The organism is Haloarcula sp. R1-2 (genome assembly GCF_011627385.1).
GTDB classification, from domain to species: domain Archaea; phylum Halobacteriota; class Halobacteria; order Halobacteriales; family Haloarculaceae; genus Haloarcula; species Haloarcula marismortui.
This window is the reverse complement of sequence record NZ_JAANTG010000001.1, coordinates 787877-806185: the sequence shown is the minus strand read 5'-3', so window position 1 is coordinate 806185 and position 18309 is coordinate 787877. Positions and strand designations below refer to the sequence as shown.

Here is an 18309-nt window from a genome sequence, read left to right as displayed (position 1 = left end):
AAGCGTGGCTACCGGTGGGGCCAGTGCAGTCAAACGGACAGACTGGGAACACGCTGAAAGACCCTTCGGATAATCACCATGACTGGGTGCTGCCAGCGGTGATAGCTTGGGACCGGTCTCTCGCTCGGACACCACAGAGCCAGTCCACTGTAATATTAAGTAGACGCCACGAGTAGCGTCCATCCGGTATGGAACTCACATGGTACGGCCATTCGACGTGGCACGTGACAGTCGACGACACCGAATTGCTCATCGACCCGTTTTTCGATAACCCACACACAGACACCGACCCCGAAGAACTGGACCCGGACTACGTGTTGTTGACCCACGGCCACGCCGACCACATCGGCGACGTGGACCGCTACGAGGGCTGTGGGCTCGTGGCGACGCCGGAGGTCGTCGAGTACTGCAAGGACAACTTCGGCGAGTTCAACGCCGTCGGCGGCATGGGGATGAACCTCGGCGGCACTGTCGAAATCGGCGACGCGTTCGTCACGATGCACCGGGCAGACCACACGAACGGCATGGAAACCAGCTACGGCGCGAGCGGCGGGATGCCAGGCGGGTTCATCATCTCCGATACGAAGCCGACACAGGTCAGCGACGCAGAGTCGACGACGTTCTACCACGCCGGCGACACCGGTCTCATGACAGAGATGCGCGACGTCATCGGCCCGTTCCTTGAACCGGACGCCGCGGCGGTGCCGGTCGGCGACCACTTCACGATGGGACCGATGCAGGCTGCCGTTGCTGTCGACTGGCTGGACGTCGACCACGCATTCCCGATGCACTACGACACGTTCCCACCCATCGAAATCGAGGCGCAAGACTTCGTGAACGAGGTCAAAGGCACCGGAAGCGATGCCGACGTTCACGTCCTTGACGGCGACGAGACCTTCGAGCTTTAATCCGGTCGTTCCACGTCGGTCACGGTAAACCGTGCGCCGCCGTTCTCGCTGTCACCGACCGACAGCGACCACCCGTGTTCTTTTGCGATCCGGTTGGCGATGTAGAGTCCGAACCCGCTGTTTTGTTTCTCTGATGCGTACCCCGCCTCGAACACCCGCTCCGGTGGCGAGACATCAACACCGGGCCCATCGTCCGCGACGAAGAATCCAGACGACGTGGCCCCGACGCGTATCGCAACGTCGGGGCCGCCATGTTCGACAGCGTTCGAGAGCAGAATCTCAACAAACAGGCGCATCGACTCCGCGTCTGCCAGCAGTCGCCTGTCAGATGTTACTTCAAGCGACGCGGCTTCGAGCGACAGCGAACTCCATACGTCCCAGACGACCGTCGAGAGCCACTGTTGTTCGGGTTCGAACGTCGGCGAATCACTTGAGGCCAGCGAGACGACCTTATCAACAATCCCGGAGAGTTGGTCGATAGAACGCTCGACTGCGTCGACGTGCTCGTCATCGGCCTCGATTTGGGAGAGATGGCCGGTCGATACCTGCAGTTCGTTTCGGAGTTCGTGTGCGGCCAGCAACGCCACCTTCCGGAGGCGTTCGTTCTGCTGCCTGAGGAGGCGTTCGCGTTCCTTCTGGTCGGTGACATCCTGCGTAATGCCAATAAGGCCGGCCAGCTCGTCGGTTTCGTCGTACCAGGGGACCTTCGACGTTCGGAGGTGTTTCCCCATCGACGGCGAGAACTCATGGACATCAAGGATGTCGGTCCCGTCGTTGATGACCTGTAAGTCGTCGCCGCGTGCTGCATCCAGATACGTCGCCCCGGCGGGGAGTCCGTCTTCGTCTCGCCGGCCAAGCAGTTCCGGGGGTGCGTACGAGGAATCGTTGAGCAGCAGATAGTGCCTGTCAGTGTCTTTTACGTACAGGTGTTCGGAGTTCCGTTCGAACATCGTGGCGAGAATCGTCTCCGGCCGGGAAGCCGGCCGTGCGGCCATTGTCTCACTGTTTTCGAGCGCCTCACCGACTGCGGCTGCCAGTTCCGGCGAACCCAGATCGTCGGCAGCGACCGTCTGAATATGGCCTCCACGGTCCGCTGCACTGCCGTACATGATCACTGGGAGGTTCGGGTAGAGGCCGGTGGCAGCCTCCGCCAGATGTCCGCCCGCCATCCCCTCACACGTCACCGGGACGACGAGGCAGTCAACCGCAGTACGTAGCAGCGTTGTATCGACGCATTCGGGTTCAGCCGTATCGACCGTGACGTCGATTGCTGCCTGTTCAAGTGCCGCCTGTAACTGCTCTCCGGCAGCAGTCTTGGTAGCGATGAGGAGGACAGTCGGCGGGGACATCAACACGCCCACGATTTGTACTGGGATTGTAAATAGGTTTAGCAGTCATGATGAAAATAAAACAGGATACAACAGCGGAACGACCCCTCCAGCCGATACTGGACACCGCTACCCGAAGCGACCAGCCGACTTCCGGATTGGCCCGTTACGTGAACTGAAATGCTCACTATAGGCCAATCTCATGTCACGATGGTTGTCTCTCGACCAGAGAACAGTGGCGTGATATTCGATAGAACGGGCCGTTGACGGGGCAGTCGATAGTCAATACTGACACACACTTGAAAGGATTCACAACATCCGAGTATCCGGGCGGCGTATAGTCAGGTGTGTCCGAAACGTACGTGTGCGCCCGATGTCAGGACGCCGTCGAGCGAAACTTCGAGGTTCGGTCGATCATCAGGACCTGCAGCGAGTGCGGCGAGAACGGTCGGTTCCTCCACAGGTCGCTGGTCGAGTCACTTTCCGAGATCGCCACGGAGAACCAGCCGGATGGCTGGGACCAGATGACACTGGACGAACGGTTCGAAGCGGCGCTCAAAGAGGGCCTCATCACGGTCACACGGAAATAAGTCTGTACTGCCGGACTGACGGCGCTGTTCGGTCCGATAAAAACTCTGAGCTCGTTAGGCTCTCAGTCCCACTTCGCGCCGGGGTTCGTCACCGCACCGTTGGCCGCGGAGCCGAAATCATTGTGATACTTGGCCAGTACGCCGCTGTCGTACGTCGGTTCTGGGTCGTAGTCTTCGAGGCGCTGTTCCATCTCGTCCTCAGTGAGGTCGACTGACAGTTCGTGGTCGTCGATGTCGATGGTGATGGTGTCGCCGTCCTCCAGAGCGGCGATTGGGCCGCCGACGAACGCCTCGGGGGCGACGTGGCCGATAGAGAAGCCGCGGGTCGCACCGGAGAAGCGGCCGTCGGTAAATAGCGCCACGTCCTCTGCGTGGCCCTGGCCGGCGACGGCAGAGGTCACGCCGAGCATCTCTCGCATCCCGGGGCCGCCCTGTGGCCCCTCGTTGCGGATACAGATCACGTCCCCGGACTCGACGTGGCCCTCCTGAACGTACTCCATAGCTCCTTCCTCCTGCTCGAACACGCGGACCGGCCCCTCGTGGTGGAGGTGGTCCTCGCCGGTGATTTTGATGACCGCACCGTCGGGCGCGAGGTTGCCGGAGAGGATGCGGATTGCACCGCGCTCGTGGATCGGGTCCTCGACAGTGTTGAGATAGTCTACATCGAGGTCCTCGACCGTTGGCGGGTCGATCTGTTCGAGTTCCTCCGCGATTGTGTTGCCCGTGACCGTGAGCGCGTCACCGTGGAGCAGGCCGGCGTCGTTCAGGGCCCGCAACACGACCGGGACACCACCGACCTCGTGGAGGTCGTTCATGACCCGCTCGCCGCCGGGCTGAAGGTCGGCGATCTTGGGCGTCCGGGCGCTGATTTCGTTGAACGTCTCGATATCGAGGTCGATGCCGGCCTCCGCCGCGAGCGCGAGCAGGTGGAGAACGGCGTTGGTCGAACCGCCGACCGCGACCTGCAGGGCGATGGCGTTCTCGAAGGACTCGCGGGTGAGGAAATCCGAGGGACTGCGGCGTTCCTGAACCACCTCGACAGCGAGTTCGCCGGCCCGGCGGGCCTCCTCGTAGCGGGACTCGTGTTCGGCCGGCGGGGAGGCCGACCCGAGCGGCGCGAAACCGAGCGCTTCGGAGATAGATGCCATCGTGTTGGCGGTGAACATCCCGCCACAGGAGCCCGCACCGGGGCAGGCATGGCGTTCCATCTCGTCGAGTTCGCCTTCGCTCATCTCCCCGTCGGCGACTGCGCCGACGCCCTCGAAGACGTTCTGGATAGTGACCTCACGCCCGTCGTGCTCGCCGGGCATGATGGAGCCGCCATAGAGGAAGACGCTGGGCAGGTCCGTCCGGATGGCAGCCATCATCATCCCGGGCATGTTCTTGTCACAGCCGCCGATGGTGACGATGCCGTCCATGCGCTCGCCGAAGGTGACGAGTTCGACTGAATCGGCGATTATCTCACGCGAGATGAGCGACGCCTTCATCCCCTCGGTCCCCATCGAAATAGCGTCGGAGATGGTGATGGTCCCGAACTCGATTGGCATCCCTTCGGTGTCGTCGATACCATCGTAGGCGGCGTCGGCCACGTCGTCGAGATGGACGTTACACGGCGTGATGTCTGCAGCGGGGTTCGCAACGCCGATCATCGGCGAGGAGAGGTCCTCGTCGTCGTAGCCCATCGCGCGGAACATCGCGCGGTGGGGGGCTTTCTCGTATCCCTCCGTCACCTCGGTACTCCGCAGGTCCGGGTCTTTTTCCGGACGTTCTTGCCGCTCCTGATTGCTCATATTTCACCGAGGCCATGGGCAACCTTAAATAACTTGTACTCGCGCTAACGTCCCACATGAGAGCACGGCGAAACCCACCGGTGACAGCAGGTTCTTTTCTGTCGGGAACTTCCGCCGCGGTATGCCGACGGTCACGACCGCTGCGCGACTTCATTTCGGGTTTCAGAACCTCTCGCTCGCCCACGAGCGCCTCTATGGCGGTGTCGGGCTTGCCCTCGACGAGCCGCGGCTGACCGTCGAGGCGACACGAGCCGACACAGTCCAGTGTGACGACCCGGCGACCGAGCCGTACGTTCAGCGCGTCGTCGACGTGCTTGACGTTCCCGGCGCTGCTGTCTCCGTCGAGGAGCGGTTCCCGCGACACGTCGGCCTCGGAAGCGGCACACAGCTCTCGCTGGCGACGCTCATTGCCGTCGTTCGGGCCTACGACCGGACCGCTGACGCACGGACCTACGCGCCGCAACTGGGACGGGGCGGCCGAAGCGGCGTCGGCGTAGCCGCGTTCGAGTCGGGCGGATTCATCGTTGACGGCGGTCACCCAACGGAGCGGTTCACGGCCGAACCCCCAGCGGAAGGCGACTGGGATGTGCCGCCAGTGCTGGCGCATCACGATGTGCCCGCACACTGGCGTTTTGTTATCGTCGTCCCGGACACCGACCCCGGCCAGAGCGGGAGTGCGGAAGACCAGAGTATGCGGCAGGCCGTTGAGCGCGCCGACCCCGGCATCGCCGACGAGATTTCGACGTTACTGACTCGCCGGGTTCTTCCTGCGATTGCTACCAGAGACCACGACGACTTCGGGCAGGCCGCGGCGCGGCTGGGCCGACTCAACGGCGCGTGGTACGCTGACGAACAGGGCGGCGTCTACCGCCCGCCAGCCGGCGCACTCGTCGATTCACTGGCGAGCGCCCCGGTCATCTCCGGGGCCGGCCAGAGCTCTTGGGGGCCAACCGTCTGGGGACTGACGACAGCGGACTACGAATCGGAGGCCCGTGACGCGGGTGTGCTGGCACTCGATGCGGCCGATGTCGACGGAACGGTTCGCGTTGTCGCGCCCCGGAACACCGGTGCGTCGCTGACTGAATAGGGACCAAGCGGCGGGCCGGTCAGTACCAGTCGCCGGAACTAACGACGATGCTTGCAGCCGCCAGTGCGGTTATCCGTCTCGCCAGCGAATCCTCGGCGATGACTGCATTGTTCTCACCGCTGGAACTCCGCGAGACGACAGTCCCGAATCGCGTCATGGTTTCACCGATGTGCCAGTACTCCTGTGACGCCCGCGACGGCCTCGCCACCGACTGGCACCGCACCCACCTCGGCTCCCGTGCCGTCGGCGGCGCGGGGCTGGTCATGACCGAAGCGACCGCCGTCGAAGCTCGCGGCCGCATCTCGCCGGAGGACCTGGGTATCTGGAGCGACGAGCACGCGGCGGCGCTGGAACCGATTACGGAGTTCATCAGCGAACAGGGCAGCGTCCCGGGCATTCAGCTGGCCCACGCTGGCCGGAAAGCATCCATCGAACGACCGTGGGATGGGCACGACCCGCTCCAGCCTGACGACGGGGGCTGGGAAGTCGTCGGCCCGAGTGACGACCCGTGGCCGTACGAGGACACTGAGGCACCGCCGACGACAGCGCTCGACCAGGACGGTATCGAGGCTGTCATCGATTCGTTCCGCACCGCCGCCGAGCGTGCACTCAACGCCGGCTTCGAGGTTGCAGAGGTCCACGCCGCCCACGGCTACCTCTTGCATCAGTTCCTCTCGCCAGTGACGAACCACCGCGAGGACGACTACGGCGGCGACTTCAAGGGGCGTACGCGACTGACACGGGAGGTTACCGCTGCCGTCCGCGAGGTCTGGCCCGACGACAAGCCGGTGTTCGTCCGTATCTCGGCGACGGACTGGCTCCCCGACCGCGACGCATGGACCGTCGAGGACTCCGTGCGCCTGTCGGACCGACTCGCCGACATCGGTGCGGACTTCATCGACGTGAGCGGCGGCGGCATCCACCCCGAATCCCGCCCCGATTACGCCGGCCCGAACTACCAACTCCAGTACGCCGAGCAGATTCGAGCGGAAACCGAGTCGGACATTGCTGTCGGCGCTGTCGGCGGCATCACGACGCCCGAACAGGCCGAAGCCGTCATCGCTAATGACCGGGCCGACATGGCTATCGTCGGCCGCGAACACCTCCGGGACCCGTACTTCACGATGACTGCTGCGAAGGAACTCGACGCGACCGACGAAATAGAGGGGCCGCCACAGTACCGCCGCGCTTGGGGCTTCTGACTGCCCTACACCTTATCGAGGTCGAGGTCGACGGCGTACCAGTCGAGCACGAGCAGGAAGGCCGCGCCGACGGCACCAGCGGCGACGAACGCGATGAGCACGTCCGTCGAAAAACCCACTTTCTCCTGCACTTCCACGACGGGGGCGCGCAGCGCGCCGACGACGAGCGCGACGAGGAAGGCCAGCGTGGCCCGGCGGTTGTAATCAAGCGCCCGCCGGACGACGCGCGCGATGGTGAACAAGCCGACGAGTCCGCCGAGAATGAACGTCACGACCGGCACGGCGGTCGTGGTCACGTCTTCGGTTGGGCCGCCAGTAACGAGCGCGATGAGCGCGTCGACAAACTCACTGAGGGCTGTCGACATGCGGGTGTACTGGCCGAGGATAATGAGCAACAGCGACCCCGAGATGCCGGGCAGAATCATCGCGCTAACGCCGACCATGCCGGCGAAAAAGACCAGTGCGAGGCCGCCACCATTTGTGGCGGCGTTCGAGACGCCGGACACGTAGAATGCGACCAGAAAGCCGACGACGCCGGCCCCGGCCTGGAATGGGGAGTCGACTGTGAGACTTCGCAGTAGCACTATCGCTGAGGCGGCGATGAGCCCGAAAAAGAATCCGAAGAGGAGTGCCGGCGTCTCCTGACTGGCGATGTGGACAATTCGTGTCACGATGACGACAGCGGTGGCGACGCCGGCGACCAGCGCGAGGAGGAACCAGATATCTATTTCGAGGAGTTCGGAGAACGCGCCACGGACATCGACACCGCCGTCAACGGGAGCGAGTGCGCGAAAGAACTGCACTATCCGGCCCGGGGTGACGGCGGTAATCGCAGCAATGAGTCGCTCATAGACCCCGGCGATAAGCGCGATTGTCCCGCCAGAGACGCCGGGGACGCCATCGGCACTGCCCATACAGAGGCCGATGAGAAACGTTCGAAGCCACGCACGGAGCGGCGGCACCGAGCCCCGAATCGTCGGCAGGTCGCTTGGGTCCCGGTCGGGATGAGTGGTCATCACTGAACGCTTCCAGCATCACGCTCAAATCCCTTGTGGAGTCCCATCGTGTTATGGAGCTATCACAACGACGAAACTGCGGCTGAACAAGTAGTCCGCGACAGCGCTAGCTCCGCTGCGATAGCGTGAGCACGCCGTTCCTGAGTGTCTGGACTGCGCCGGCGGCCGGCAGGTCGATGTCGAACTCCGTCTGGAGGTGCGGGGCGTCGACGGCCACGATAGCCTCCGTTCCGATGATGTCAACTGTCACGTGGTCGTCGCTAACCTGAAGTGAGTCGAGGTCGACGGCGACCGTCCAGCCGTCGTCGTGGTCGGTGTGCGAGACGTGTAGCGGCGACCGTTCAGTTTGTGCATCCATTCGTCATCCATGAGTATGTGTTACACACATAAAGGTCCCCGTTCGGCGCGTGCCAAAGGGCGCGGTGCAAGACAATGCAGGCACTCTGTCCTTACAGGGCCGGGCCGAGATAGCCCCACGCTTGCAACCGATCCCCGTCGCCGTCGATCCAGCGCTCGCCGATGTCGTCGCGGTAGTAGCGGTTCGGGATACGGATAGCATCGACGCGCTTGTAGGCCTGCTCGCGGGCCGCCTGCATTGTTTCGCCTTTGCCCGTGACGACCAGCGGCATCCCGCTCTCGCCGGCGACCCGCCACTGCTCATCAACCCGCTTTGCGTCCTCGATGTGGATACCCTCACGGCTGTCGGATTCGAAGACGACCGCGGCGTTGCGGGAGTTCTCATCGTAGGTCTCCTCGTCGTCGAACGGGAACGGCGGGAGGACGACCCGAACCGCGACCTGATATCCACGATGGACCTCCAAGTCCGGGTCGCGCCCGTGTGCCAGATCGAGGAAGAACTGGCCCGTTTCTGATTCAAACGACTCTTCTTGGAGCGCGATGGTCGGATAACCAAAGCGCGGCGTGAACTCCAGCGGATAGATGCCGGTCTCGTTGACGATGCAGTTGATGTCGATGCTGCCGACGTACCCCTCGTCGGCGAGCCAGCCTTCCACCTTGCCGAGCGTCTCCGCGAACAGTTCGTTCCGGCCCGCCCAGAACATCGAGGTCCCCATCTCGCCGGTCGAGGGACCGATGTTGCCCGGGAACAACTTCTTGTGCTCGAAGTTGAAGTTGACTGGCTCGACGAACGAGTCGCCGTTGAAGAACCCGCAGACGGCGATTTCGACGCCCGCAACTTTCCGCTGTAGCTGGAATCCTTTCATCCGATGGCCCCACGCCTTCTTGTAGGCACGAAGCACGTCGACGATATCACTGCCGTCGTCCTCGTTCCCGACGTAGAGGAGTCGCTTGACGTTCTGGACTTCCCCAAGCGGTTTGATGACGTACGGGGCGGGGTTCTCCTGTACGTGTTGGATGCCGGCGTCGAAGTCCTCGAAGACGTGGTGCTCGATAGTGTTGACACCGTGGTCTTCGAGTATCTCCATCGCGTAGCCGCGGTCTTCTTCGAGCGCGTCCGTATTGGGCGTCCCGCCGACGACGGCGTGACCTTCGGCCCGGAGTTCCCGTGCGATTTCGCCGGTACCGATATCGCTGCCCACCCAGATGTCGTCGAAGATGACGACATCAGCCCAGTCGAGGTCCCCTCGCCAGTCGTCAGTTTTCGGGACGAACCCGTCGGCGATCTCCTGATCGCTGTTGGCCTCGATGTAATAGCGAACGTCGTGTCCCTCCTCGGTGACCTGCCACGCAATGTCGCCGATGAGCGCTGCGTCCAGCGAACAGAAGAGGAAATTTGCCATAGCACGTCTGCGAGCGGGTGCGGGGTAAACGTTGTCCGTCGTGCCGACCGCAGGTCATCCTTATGCCGATTGTTGCACGCAGGAGTGTCATGCCGGCCCGTTGGACACCCATTGCTTATTTAAATAAACCCGCTCGCGTAAGCCGAATCGTTTTAGTCCCCATCTGTAAATTGCCACGTATGACACGCGACGAACTCGCGTCCGCGAGTGAACTGCTCGAATCGGCGGCCGAAGACACTGGCAGCGATGAGGCGAGCGAACGCCTCGCCGAACTCGCCGACCAGCTTGACAGTCTTGCGACTGACGAACGCGGCCCGGACCACGGTCGACTCGCCCGCATCCAGTCGGCGCTCAACGACCTCAGTAGCGGTGACGCGGACGACGTGACCGAAGCCATCGAAGACGCCGACGACAAGATCAACGAGTACCGGTCCGACCTCGAAGGGGTCTGAGGCGGCGCTTCTGCGCCAGCGCATGGCTGTCTGGTAACTTTCTGCGAGGCAAAGTCGGTTTTCGAACGCGATAGAGCACTACGATTCGGTTGCGGTTTCCTCGTCGACCGGCTTGATTCGGTGTGTCGCGTCGTTGTAGTCTTTCGGGGCTCGTAGTCGGTAGATGACTTCGCGGGGTTCCGTATCGTCGACGTACGGTGTTTTACCGTCGTGCGTGATGACCGCTGTCTCTTCCGGCTTCAGTTTTCCGTCAAACCGGCCGACTGGCGCGTAGGCGACGCGTGGACCGGTTCGGTTGAGTGCAATGACGTACCGACCAGCGGTGTCGCCCGTGTTTGTGACCGTTATCGAAAGCGTTGGCTTGGCGGGCTCGGTGACCTGCTCTGGCCCGCCAAGCGTGATATCGAACGAGGGGAGCGGGATTTGGAGTCGGTCTCGAACTGCCTCCGGTGGCGTCCACTTCCCGCCGGGCCAGGACAATTGAGTATCGCTGGCTGAGCCGGTTTCGGGGAGGTTGAAGACCAGCGGCCCACCGGTCTCGGTGAACTGTCGGCCCCACTCGCCATCGCGATACAGGCCGTTCCTGAACGTCTCGGGGCTGTACGTCGACCCGTCGAACCTGAGTGAAAACGCGGTGCGGTCTACTCCCGAGCCCCGGATAGTTGTTGTCAGCACGAGGAACTGGCCGTTGGCTGGCTGGACAGTGATAGAGTCGGTACCCGGGACCACGACGCCGGGCATCACCGCGGCGTCGGTAACCGTCACCGCGGGCGGCGGCCCGGTGTCAGTTTCGCTGACGACCGGCGACCGGACCGGCGTCACTGTTTCGGTGTCAGCAGTCTCACCCTGACATCCAGCACCGATGATAGCCAGTCCACAGAGTGCCAGAACACGACGGCGGTACATGACTCTGGGTTGCCCTGCCCTGAATAAATGCCTTCAGAAGGCTCAGATTCTGTTTTGACCGACCGTTCCCCGTTCGACCGGAACCCACCTGCCTCCTCGCTCTCCATAGTCTGTGTTACCGAAATTCAGGCACGGTCTGATTAAATAACATGTTAATTAATGTTTGTGTCTAACCAAAAGCTTTTGACAATTCCGTTGGTTTCGGTCAAATGTATATCAGGTTGGGGGAATTGGGTGGCGGCACCTTCCCTACGTGGTGATATCAATGAGCAAATCAACGAAGGGCCGAACGGCCCCCAAATCGATGCGTCACAAGCAAATACTCGACGTAGCGGCCGAGAACCCTGAGGCGTCCATCGCAGAGCTTGCGGCCGAAGTACCGAGCGCGACAGCGGAACTGGTCGAACGGGTCCTCGAAGAACACGGCGACCCGGCTGAAACCGACGAGACGGACTCGTCCGACGAGTCACCGGCTGAACCGTCGGCGGGGTCACAGTCGCATCCGGCCCCCGAGGACCTCTCGTCGACAGAGCGCGAGACGCTCCGGGCAATTCAGCAACACCCCACCGCGTCCCAGCGAGATCTCGCAGAAACGCTCGGCGTCACCGCTTCGACCGTGAGCAATCGCGTCAACGGCATCGACGGGTTCGACTGGACGAACCGCGAGGCGTTCGCAAACGCTGTGTTCTGCGAGCAGGAGACCGGGTCGGCGACCCCCTCCGGTGAGACCGAAACCCCAGCATCCGACAGCGAATCATCGGAGTCAACAGACACCCCAGATGACGCCGACGGTCGGGTGTCAGAACCAGATACCGCGTCCGACAGCACCGAGTCCTCTATCGCGGCAGCCGAAACAGCAGCCGGCGAGGTGAACACCACACTGACAACGTTCCAGTCGACTGTTGAGGACCTTTCCGAACAACTGGCCGAGCTCGAAGGGCAGGTCGAAACCATCGCGGATGGCGGCGGATCGCCGCAATCCGACCCGTTTCAGGACCCCGAACTCGTCCATAAGGTTGTCCACGCGTGTATGGACTCCGAGAAAATATCCGAGGACGAAGAGCTCCGGATTCTAGATTCGCTGCTCTAGTTGTACTCACGCCACCGGTGGCCACATTCTTGGCACTTGAAGAATCGCGTCGGCGGTTCGTCGGCTGACCCGGTCTGTTTGATCGTGTACCACGCTTTGCCGTGCCCGCATTCCTCACAGGTCACGTCGTCGGCCGTGGGCTTCCCCTCGAAGTTCGACCCCTCCTCGGTCTCTATCAGTTCGTCGTCGCTCTGTTCGTCCGTGCTGACGAACGCCGCCGCGCGGTCCTCGTCTTTCGCGACCCGCGCGCCACAGGACTGGCAGACCATCTCGTCACCATCGGCGTGCATCATCGAGCCACAGTCGTCGCAGAACTGCATACACGCCCGTCCGACACCGAGGCAAAAAGCCGTTACTGCTCGTCTTCGATCTCGTGTTGCTCTGCGACCACCGGACAGTCCAGCAGCCGGACCGTCTCCATGTCGAGGAACTCCATGATTTCGGTCCCGTCGTTCGTGCAGTGTGCGTTCGGCGGCGCGGAGAAGTGTTCACACTGCTCACAGTAGCGGTGTTTCGACACCTCCGCGTACCGGCTCTCTGGTGTGGTTTCGTTATCGTCGTCCGCGGCGATTTCTGCCCACACCTTATCCGCGTCGATGTGGTCGACATCGACCCGCTCGAACGCGCTTTCGCCGCTCCCGAAGGGGTCTTCGCCGCGCTCGTCCATTCCCGAGAAGGGGTCATCTGAATCGGGTGACGATCCAGAAAGTGGCCTGTCAGAGTCAGTTGCCGAATCTGAACGAAACTCTTCCGTGTCGACGGCTGAGAGCAGGTCGTCATCATCAGTTGCACTGGGACCCGTCTCGGACATATCGTCGGTCGGTTCGTCGCTCGATTCGATGTCGGTCCAGCTATCGTCGGGTGGCTGGCGTGCGTCTGTCGAGTCGTTCGCGCCGTCAGGCCCCGCATCGAGGCGCTCGAACGGGTCGCCCTCGCGCTCGTCGCCGGAATCGAGTTCTTCGAAGGGGTCTCGTTCGTCGTCACTCATTGGTCTCGCCCGGTTCAAGCTGTGCTGCGGCCACCAGCCGCGCCTTCGAGCGGATAATGCCGCCCTCGGGTCGCACGTCCGACACTGTCGTGTTACAGTGCGGACACTGGGGTTCGGTCAGGAGCCCGATATCGACCTGCTCGTCACAGTTCGAACACCGTGCCGTCGAGATGTTCTCCTGTGCCGCGGCGCGTTTCAGCCGGTCGACCGCTTTCTGGTTCTGGTCCCGGCCGCCATGGTCGTCGCGGAGGTCGCTGACGACCCAGGCGACGCGAGTGAGTTTGTCTTCGACATCGTCGAGACGGGCGTCGATGTCGGCGACTCGCTCGTCCTGCGTTTCGACCGAATCGGTCAGATCGCCTCGAAGCGCGGTGAGTTCCGTCTCCATCGCGTCAATCTCCTGTGAGAGTGCCTCGATGCGGTCGAACTCCTCGTGGCTGTGGTCAGCCGGCGCTTTCGCGTCAGCCTCCCGTTTGACCTGCACGACGCGCTCGCGAACGTCGTCGATTTTCGTCTGAAAGTCCGCTTCGAGCGCGTCAAACCGATCGGCAAGCTGGCGTTCCACCGTATCGACGATATCGGGGATCTGGGCACTCACAGCGCTCTCGGTCGCCGCTTCGACTGAGCCGTTCAGCTTCTCGTCTACGGTTGCGGCGACGACGGCATCCAGTTCGTCCGACGACGGCTGGAGGTGGTCGCCCATTTCGCCGTCCGAATCGGCTGTTGTCATGTATGCGGCCAGCAGTTGCTCCATGACGGCGTCGCGAGGCACGCCGAGTGCCTCGGCTTGCTCGGTCAGCCACTCGTCTAGATCTGCAGATAGCTCGACGTACACTCCCCCGTCATCAGTCGACTCGGAGGACATTACGACACCCTTGACGAACAACACTGATAAGGGTTTACCGCCGATTTCAGATACCGAGAGTGGAAGCGACCACGCAGCAGCGTTCTCGTTGTTCTCTGCCGACAGCTACAGCCAGTTGTCCCGCCGACTATCGCTATCGAATCTTGCGCACGTCGCTGATGTCGAAGCCGGCATCGCCCAGTTCAGTCTCGAACTGCACGATGTCCTCGTCCTCGATCTGTGAGAGGACGCCACGGAACTGCTGGACGACGAGGGTTCGGGCGCGAGTGGAGCCGCCGGATTCCCACGCGAACTCCATCGTGCCGTGGGAGGCGTCGACGAGTTGCCCGTGTCGCACCGTCGACAGCGTCTCGGGATTGATGTGCAAGAGGAGCAGACAGCCCCACTGATGGGCCGCCTTCTGAAGCCCCTGAACGAGTGAGCTGATGTCCGACCACTCGATTTCCTCACCCATGGCGCTGACAAGATCCGATAGCGAGTCGATGACGACGAGGTTGTTCGCCGCCACCTCGTTCAGCACCATGCCGAGCGTCCCGAGCAGGTCCTCCCGCTCGTGCCGCGCCCGGAGGTCGGTGATCGATGCGGTTTCGCTGGCGTACCAGTCCCGTGGCACCGGACTGATGTGGAAATATCGCTCTGAGAGGTCGTGGAACTCGACCGCCCGGCTCCCCTTATCGACCACATCGTCGTCCATCGCCAGCCGCATCTCGCTGACCAGTTGCGATTCGTTTGTCGTAAACGAAATGTAGTGGACCTCGTCCGGGGCGACAGCGTCCGGCGAACGGTCGCCGTAGTAGAGGTCGTGCAGCTCCGTGTCTACCTGTTCGAGCCCGTTGATGAGTGCGCTCGTATGCATGAACTCCCGGGAGCCAGCGCCGGCCTCGCCGGAGAGCAGGACGACGCTCCCCGCGGGCGCTCCACCGTTGATGATGGAATCAAGCTGGCGGATTCCAAACGGGATTCGATCCATACGTCCACCTACCTACGCGGTTGCTTAAACGCTTGGCCTGTCTCGGCGGCCGTGACAGGCGGGCAACAGCAAGCCACGAGGTCACCGCCAGACGGCACGGCCGAGCCGGGTTTCTGAGAGGTCGAAGTCGAAGCGGTCCGTCCAGAGGAGGCCAGCCCCCAGCAGCGCGGCCAGACCGACAGGCACCCAGTTCGCGTAAAAAAGGTTGATACCGCCCCACAGCAGGACGAAGCTCACCAGGTCATCGAGCATGAACGGGCAGTCCCGGAGTCGCTGGCGGAGCCCCGCGCGGTCGAACCCGAAGTCGAACAGGAGGACGGCGACTGATCCCGACAGGAGCCAGCCGGCGTAGTTCTGCCACGGGACGCCGTAGAACTGCGGCATCTCGTAGATCCAGAAGCCGATGGCCACAGCACCCGGATCAAGCACGAGGTCAACGAGCATGACCGTCGCCAGCGTCGCCAGCAGCCGGACCGCGGTTGACGCCGCCCTGTTGCCGAGCAACAGCAGGACGAGCAGGTAGGCATTCAGGACTAGCGGGAAGAAGAAGACCGGGAGCCCGAACGGTACCTCACCGAGCAACATTGGGCCGAGGTCGACGCCGTAGATGAACTCGCCGTAGGGCCAGCCAGTCCGGACGCCGACGAGTTCGATGCCGTACGAGTAGAGTGTCAGCGCGACCAGCGCCAGCCCGGCACGGCGGTCCACGAGCGGAAAGACGCCGGCCACGAGGGGCAGTCGCATCACGAACGTTCCGAACAGGACGAAGTAGGGGTTGAACGCGAGCGGGTCGGGCAACAGTCCCTCGGCGCTGGCAAGCAGGGTGACAGCGCCGACGAGCGGGAAAACGACGGCGATGGTAAATCGGTTCTCGGTGACGAACTGGTCGAACTGCGCGGTCGCGTCGGTCTTTGTCTCCGGGAGCGTCCAGCCCGCCAGCGTTCGGTCTTCGCCACTACCCATACAGCATCACCCACAACGCGATGAGCGTGAACACCATCCCGACAACGGTGTTGATCGCGGGATACCACCAGTACGCCTCGTCGATGTCGACGCCGATGCCGAGAATTCCGAAGACGAGGCCGGGATAGACGAGCAGTATCAGTCCGAACACCCAGTGCGTGTACGTGAACACGAACGCGGCCGTGAGCCAGCACATCACGCAGTAGTAGTAGGTGTTTGACTCGCCCAGAAACGTCGCCGTCGTCTGGATGCCGGCCTCGCGGTCGGGTTCGATATCGGGAATCGCCGAGAAGGTGTGCATCCCCATCGCCCAGAGCCACGCGCCGGCGACCGCTGTCGCTGGCGGGGCCACCCCTTCGATAGCGGCGTAGCCGATGACACCGGGCAGGATGTACAGGCCGTTCGAGATGGAATCAAGGAACGGCGTCGTCTTGAACCGCAACGGCGGGGCCGAGTACTCGATCGACAGCCCAATCCAGGCGAGCAGGGCCACGACCCCGAGCGTCGGCAGTCCGAGAACGAACAGTAACGCGAGCGCGCCGCTGGCGACGACGATGGCTGTGATAGCGGTGTCCCCGCGGTAGCTGACCTCCCGGCCCTCGTCTTTCTTGGGATTGTGCTCGTCGATGTCGGCGTCGAAAATGTCGTTGACGCCGTAGAGGAACACGTTCCCAGGGATGGTGAAGTACAGAAACAGCGCGATAGCCAGCGGCGAGAACAACTCTCCCGGGCCGTCGGCCGCGTAGCTGACGCCGACGATGACCGGGCCGCCGAGGTACAGCCAGAACCGCGGCCGGGAGAGCCGCAACAGGTAGCCCACAAGCGTCTCCTCCGGCGGAATGACGGCGGTAATGCGGTCGGTCGGGAGTTCGGGCATTACTCAGGCGATATCCTCGATGAGCGCCTCCGCGGTGTGTTCGCCGCTGATGAGACACATCGGCACGCCGATGCCGGGCGTCGTGAACGACCCCGTGAAGTAGAGGCCGTCGACGGCCGACGAGCGGTTGTTGGGTCGCAGCAGGGCGGTCTGGCGGAGTGTGTGTGCCAGCCCGAGAGCTGTGCCCTCCGTGGCGTTGTACCGCTCGCCGAAGTCGGAGACGGCGAACTGCTTCTCGTAGACGATGCGGTCGCGCAGGTCGACGCCGGTGTTGTCGGCGATGTCGGCCAGAATCTTCTCGCGGTACTCCTGGCGGATCTCGTCGCCGTCGTGCAGCCCCGGCGCGATGGGGACTAGGACGAACAGGTTCGAGTGGCCGTCGGGGGCGACGGTGTCGTCGGTTTTCGAGGGCACACAGAGGTAGTACGCCGGGTCATCGGGCCACGCGGGCTCGTCGAAGATGTCGTCGAAGTGGGGGTCCCAGTCCGTCGGCAGGACGAGCGTGTGGTGCTTCAGGGGCTCCACGTCGCCCTCGACGCCCATGTACATGAGGAAGGCGGACGGCGCGTACGTCTTGTCGTCCCAGTAGTCGTCGTCGTACTGGCGCTCGTGGTCGGGCAGGAGTTCCCGTTCGGCGTGGCCGTAGTCGGCGTTGACAACCACTTCGTCGGGGTGGGTCGTGTTGCCGTGGACTGTCTCCACGAGGAATCCATCCTTCCGCCGGGAAATCTCGTTGACTTCGGCGTCGGTCTCGTAGGTGACGCCGAGTTCCTCGCCGAGTTCGACAAGGCCGTCGACGACCGCGCCGACGCCGCCGTCGGGGTAGTACACGCCGAGGTTGAAATCGACGTGGCTCATCATGTTGTACAGCGCTGGCGTCGTCCGCGGAGAGCCACCGAGGAAGACCAGCGTGTACTGCATGATCTGCTGGAGCTTCGGGTGCTCGAAGTAGTCCTCGACGTGGCTCTGCATCGTGCCGATGAGCTGGAGACCGACCGGCGCGGCAGTCATCACGTCGAGGTCGACCCAGTCGCGCAGCTCCGATCGGTCCTCATAGACGAACTTGTTCATCGCCGTCTCGTAGTGGCGTTCGCTCGTCGCGAGGTAGTCCCGGAAGGCCTCGCCCGCACCGGGTTCGTACTCCTCGAATTTCTGGGCCATCTGGTCGTTGTCGCCGGTCACGTCGATCTGGTCGCCGTCCTTGAAGAAGACCCGGTAGTGCGGGTCGAGCCGCTGGAGGTCGTAGTAATCGCGTGGCTCCTTGCCGAAGTACGCAAAGAAGCGCTCGAACACGTCGGGCATCAGATACCACGACGGACCCATATCGAACCGGAACCCATCCACCTCCAGCCGGGAGGCGCGACCCCCGAGTTGCTCGTTTTTCTCCAGTAGCGAAACGTTCGCATCTGCGTCCGCCAGATAGCACGCAGCGGAGAGCCCACCGATGCCGCCACCGACGACAGTCACGTCTTCACCGGACAAGTCACTCATTACTAGTACTGAGGGGCTGGAGCGTC

The 18309-nt window shown here is 62.9% G+C and carries 19 protein-coding genes; 6 read left to right on the top strand and 13 right to left on the bottom strand.

The window, feature by feature from the left end; all coding sequences use genetic code 11:
* Positions 1-188: 188 nt before the first annotated feature.
* Positions 189-908 carry a metal-dependent hydrolase gene (locus G9C82_RS04000; protein ID WP_127013429.1) on the top strand — a complete coding sequence of 240 codons (720 nt, stop codon included), beginning with the start codon at positions 189-191 and terminating at the stop codon, positions 906-908.
* Here G9C82_RS04000 and G9C82_RS03995 read toward each other — a convergent pair.
* Positions 905-2257 carry a hybrid sensor histidine kinase/response regulator gene (locus G9C82_RS03995; protein WP_127013428.1) on the bottom strand — a complete coding sequence of 451 codons (1353 nt, stop codon included), beginning with the start codon at positions 2255-2257 and terminating at the stop codon, positions 905-907. The genes G9C82_RS04000 and G9C82_RS03995 overlap by 4 nt on opposite strands.
* Before the next feature lie 326 nt (positions 2258-2583).
* Between G9C82_RS03995 and G9C82_RS03990 the strand changes: the two genes are divergently transcribed.
* Positions 2584-2826: a hypothetical protein gene (locus G9C82_RS03990; protein WP_127013427.1), complete on the top strand. Its 243-nt coding sequence runs from the start codon at positions 2584-2586 to the stop codon at positions 2824-2826.
* A 62-nt stretch (positions 2827-2888) separates the two neighbouring features.
* On the opposite strand, the gene ilvD is transcribed toward G9C82_RS03990, so the two are convergent.
* On the bottom strand, positions 2889-4616 hold the full coding sequence (gene ilvD, locus G9C82_RS03985) for a dihydroxy-acid dehydratase (protein ID WP_004962693.1): 1728 nt from the start codon (positions 4614-4616) through the stop codon (positions 2889-2891).
* Positions 4617-4737: 121 nt separating this feature from the next.
* Here ilvD and G9C82_RS03980 point away from each other — a divergent pair, with 121 nt between their 5' ends.
* Positions 4738-5703 (top strand): beta-ribofuranosylaminobenzene 5'-phosphate synthase family protein, encoded by a 966-nt coding sequence (locus tag G9C82_RS03980; protein WP_011222951.1) that lies wholly within the window; start codon positions 4738-4740, stop codon positions 5701-5703.
* 98 nt (positions 5704-5801) lie between these two features.
* Entirely contained in the window at positions 5802-6905 is a 1104-nt protein-coding gene (locus G9C82_RS03975; protein WP_127013426.1) for an NADH:flavin oxidoreductase/NADH oxidase, read from the top strand.
* 5 nt (positions 6906-6910) lie between these two features.
* Here G9C82_RS03975 and G9C82_RS03970 read toward each other — a convergent pair whose 3' ends face one another.
* The 3 genes from G9C82_RS03970 to G9C82_RS03960 all read right to left on the bottom strand — a co-directional run bounded on the left by G9C82_RS03970 (position 6911) and on the right by G9C82_RS03960 (position 9681).
* Entirely contained in the window at positions 6911-7921 is a 1011-nt protein-coding gene (locus G9C82_RS03970) for a DUF368 domain-containing protein (RefSeq protein WP_007188391.1), read from the bottom strand.
* A 106-nt stretch (positions 7922-8027) separates the two neighbouring features.
* Positions 8028-8279, bottom strand: coding sequence for a hypothetical protein (locus tag G9C82_RS03965; RefSeq protein ID WP_004962681.1), 252 nt, complete (start codon positions 8277-8279; stop codon positions 8028-8030).
* 91 nt (positions 8280-8370) lie between these two features.
* On the bottom strand, positions 8371-9681 hold the full coding sequence (locus tag G9C82_RS03960; protein ID WP_127013425.1) for a phosphoribosylglycinamide synthetase C domain-containing protein: 1311 nt from the start codon (positions 9679-9681) through the stop codon (positions 8371-8373).
* Between the two features lie 179 nt (positions 9682-9860).
* On the opposite strand from G9C82_RS03960, the gene G9C82_RS03955 reads away from it, so the two are divergent.
* Positions 9861-10133 carry a hypothetical protein gene (locus tag G9C82_RS03955; protein WP_004962674.1) on the top strand — a complete coding sequence of 91 codons (273 nt, stop codon included), beginning with the start codon at positions 9861-9863 and terminating at the stop codon, positions 10131-10133.
* A gap of 78 nt (positions 10134-10211) precedes the next feature.
* Here the strand turns inward: G9C82_RS03955 and G9C82_RS03950 are convergent, their stop codons facing one another.
* Positions 10212-11039 (bottom strand): hypothetical protein, encoded by an 828-nt coding sequence (locus tag G9C82_RS03950; protein ID WP_127013424.1) that lies wholly within the window; start codon positions 11037-11039, stop codon positions 10212-10214.
* Between the two features lie 304 nt (positions 11040-11343).
* Between G9C82_RS03950 and G9C82_RS03945 the strand changes: the two genes are divergently transcribed.
* On the top strand, positions 11344-12129 hold the full coding sequence (locus G9C82_RS03945; protein ID WP_007188394.1) for a winged helix-turn-helix domain-containing protein: 786 nt from the start codon (positions 11344-11346) through the stop codon (positions 12127-12129).
* Here G9C82_RS03945 and G9C82_RS03940 read toward each other — a convergent pair.
* The 7 genes from G9C82_RS03940 to crtD form a co-directional block, all read right to left on the bottom strand.
* Entirely contained in the window at positions 12126-12449 is a 324-nt protein-coding gene (locus G9C82_RS03940) for a transcription factor S (RefSeq protein WP_004593290.1), read from the bottom strand. The genes G9C82_RS03945 and G9C82_RS03940 overlap by 4 nt on opposite strands.
* A gap of 32 nt (positions 12450-12481) precedes the next feature.
* Complete coding sequence (locus tag G9C82_RS03935) at positions 12482-13117, bottom strand: hypothetical protein (RefSeq protein WP_121302769.1); 636 nt, start codon at positions 13115-13117, stop codon at positions 12482-12484.
* Positions 13110-13982, bottom strand: a complete 873-nt coding sequence (locus G9C82_RS03930; protein WP_007188401.1) for a hypothetical protein — start codon at positions 13980-13982, stop codon at positions 13110-13112. Before G9C82_RS03930 ends, G9C82_RS03935 begins: the two co-directional genes overlap by 8 nt.
* 133 nt (positions 13983-14115) lie before the next feature.
* Entirely contained in the window at positions 14116-14952 is an 837-nt protein-coding gene (locus G9C82_RS03925) for an HTR-like protein (protein WP_004962661.1), read from the bottom strand.
* Positions 14953-15033: 81 nt separating this feature from the next.
* Positions 15034-15915, bottom strand: coding sequence for a bisanhydrobacterioruberin hydratase (gene cruF / locus G9C82_RS03920; RefSeq protein ID WP_127013423.1), 882 nt, complete (start codon positions 15913-15915; stop codon positions 15034-15036).
* Positions 15908-16792, bottom strand: a complete 885-nt coding sequence (locus tag G9C82_RS03915) for a prenyltransferase (RefSeq protein ID WP_121302773.1) — start codon at positions 16790-16792, stop codon at positions 15908-15910. The genes cruF and G9C82_RS03915 overlap by 8 nt, the downstream gene beginning before the upstream one ends.
* A 3-nt stretch (positions 16793-16795) precedes the next feature.
* On the bottom strand, positions 16796-18283 hold the full coding sequence (crtD, locus tag G9C82_RS03910; protein WP_127013422.1) for a carotenoid 3,4-desaturase: 1488 nt from the start codon (positions 18281-18283) through the stop codon (positions 16796-16798).
* Positions 18284-18309: the final 26 nt, after the last annotated feature.

What these genes read in the sequence shown, in the direction of transcription:
- G9C82_RS04000 (WP_127013429.1), top strand. Translation starts at nt 189, where the DNA reads ATGGAACTCACATGGTACGGCCATTCGACGTGGCACGTGACAGTCGAC.
- G9C82_RS03995 (WP_127013428.1), bottom strand. Translation starts at nt 2,257, where the DNA reads ATGTCCCCGCCGACTGTCCTCCTCATCGCTACCAAGACTGCTGCCGGA.
- ilvD (WP_004962693.1), bottom strand. Translation starts at nt 4,616, where the DNA reads ATGAGCAATCAGGAGCGGCAAGAACGTCCGGAAAAAGACCCGGACCTG.
- G9C82_RS03980 (WP_011222951.1), top strand. Translation starts at nt 4,738, where the DNA reads ATGCCGACGGTCACGACCGCTGCGCGACTTCATTTCGGGTTTCAGAAC.
- G9C82_RS03975 (WP_127013426.1), top strand. Translation starts at nt 5,802, where the DNA reads ATGACTGCATTGTTCTCACCGCTGGAACTCCGCGAGACGACAGTCCCG.
- G9C82_RS03970 (WP_007188391.1), bottom strand. Translation starts at nt 7,921, where the DNA reads ATGACCACTCATCCCGACCGGGACCCAAGCGACCTGCCGACGATTCGG.
- G9C82_RS03965 (WP_004962681.1), bottom strand. Translation starts at nt 8,279, where the DNA reads ATGGATGCACAAACTGAACGGTCGCCGCTACACGTCTCGCACACCGAC.
- G9C82_RS03960 (WP_127013425.1), bottom strand. Translation starts at nt 9,681, where the DNA reads ATGGCAAATTTCCTCTTCTGTTCGCTGGACGCAGCGCTCATCGGCGAC.
- G9C82_RS03955 (WP_004962674.1), top strand. Translation starts at nt 9,861, where the DNA reads ATGACACGCGACGAACTCGCGTCCGCGAGTGAACTGCTCGAATCGGCG.
- G9C82_RS03950 (WP_127013424.1), bottom strand. Translation starts at nt 11,039, where the DNA reads ATGTACCGCCGTCGTGTTCTGGCACTCTGTGGACTGGCTATCATCGGT.
- G9C82_RS03945 (WP_007188394.1), top strand. Translation starts at nt 11,344, where the DNA reads ATGCGTCACAAGCAAATACTCGACGTAGCGGCCGAGAACCCTGAGGCG.
- G9C82_RS03940 (WP_004593290.1), bottom strand. Translation starts at nt 12,449, where the DNA reads ATGCAGTTCTGCGACGACTGTGGCTCGATGATGCACGCCGATGGTGAC.
- G9C82_RS03935 (WP_121302769.1), bottom strand. Translation starts at nt 13,117, where the DNA reads ATGAGTGACGACGAACGAGACCCCTTCGAAGAACTCGATTCCGGCGAC.
- G9C82_RS03930 (WP_007188401.1), bottom strand. Translation starts at nt 13,982, where the DNA reads ATGTCCTCCGAGTCGACTGATGACGGGGGAGTGTACGTCGAGCTATCT.
- G9C82_RS03925 (WP_004962661.1), bottom strand. Translation starts at nt 14,952, where the DNA reads ATGGATCGAATCCCGTTTGGAATCCGCCAGCTTGATTCCATCATCAAC.
- cruF (WP_127013423.1), bottom strand. Translation starts at nt 15,915, where the DNA reads ATGGGTAGTGGCGAAGACCGAACGCTGGCGGGCTGGACGCTCCCGGAG.
- G9C82_RS03915 (WP_121302773.1), bottom strand. Translation starts at nt 16,792, where the DNA reads ATGCCCGAACTCCCGACCGACCGCATTACCGCCGTCATTCCGCCGGAG.
- crtD (WP_127013422.1), bottom strand. Translation starts at nt 18,283, where the DNA reads ATGAGTGACTTGTCCGGTGAAGACGTGACTGTCGTCGGTGGCGGCATC.